The organism is Bartonella sp. MU70NMGDW (assembly GCF_042194085.1).
GTDB classification, from domain to species: domain Bacteria; phylum Pseudomonadota; class Alphaproteobacteria; order Rhizobiales; family Rhizobiaceae; genus Bartonella; species Bartonella grahamii.
In genome coordinates this window covers 1-747 of the sequence record NZ_JBHIMK010000531.1, presented here as the reverse complement: position 1 = coordinate 747, position 747 = coordinate 1, and the positions used below count along the sequence as shown (strand labels likewise).

The 747-nt window shown below is 34.4% G+C and carries 1 pseudogene; it reads left to right on the top strand.

What is annotated here, in order from left to right:
• Positions 1–107 precede the first annotated feature (107 nt).
• Positions 108–531 (top strand): annotated as a pseudogene (locus ACFIKE_RS11995) (YbfB/YjiJ family MFS transporter).
• The last annotated feature ends 216 nt before the right edge of the window (positions 532–747 follow it).

Below are 747 nucleotides of genomic sequence, written 5' to 3'. Positions count from 1 at the left end.
AATAATCGTCAAAATTTGAATTGTTTCAAAACGCTGTATTCGGTATGGTTATTATGGTTTTGAGAATGGGTATCGGGTGATTTCTCTATACACCAATATTGCCAGTTATGTTGGATGAGGGATTGTTTACCTTTAATCAACTTTTTTATATAGCTAGCGCTAATTACGGTGGTTATTTAGTTGGGAGTATGTTCTTTACGTTTGGCAGAATTCGGAATATATCTCTTGCTCCTCACATGCTATCTTGTGCAGCTATAGTAATGAGTGCACTTATTATTTCCATGGCGTTAACACTTGATCCGTTTTTCTTCTCGTGTTGCGAGTGCAGCAATGGTGGTTTTGGGTTCTATTATGGTCATGCAGCATAGCCATAATGGGTGGATTATTGCTTCGCTTTATGCAGGTGCAGGAGTTGGTATTCTATTAGGTAATGAATATGTTATTATTAGTTTGAACAGGGCGCGTGATGCGACAAACATTTGGTTTGAAGTATGCTATTCTTTAAGCGCATGCAATTTATGTTATCGATAATTTCAAACGATTACGTTTTTAACAATGCGATTTGTGTGTGATAAAAACGTATCATAAAGTTTATGAACTGTTATGAATGATAGCTGCTTTTCACTTTATTTGAATGTTTACATGCCTTATAACATTTGCATCATAATTTGCTTTTTATAGTCTATTCATACATGGCAATTGTTTATAAAAAATGGTCAATTGAATCACGTATAAAGTGTGAATTCT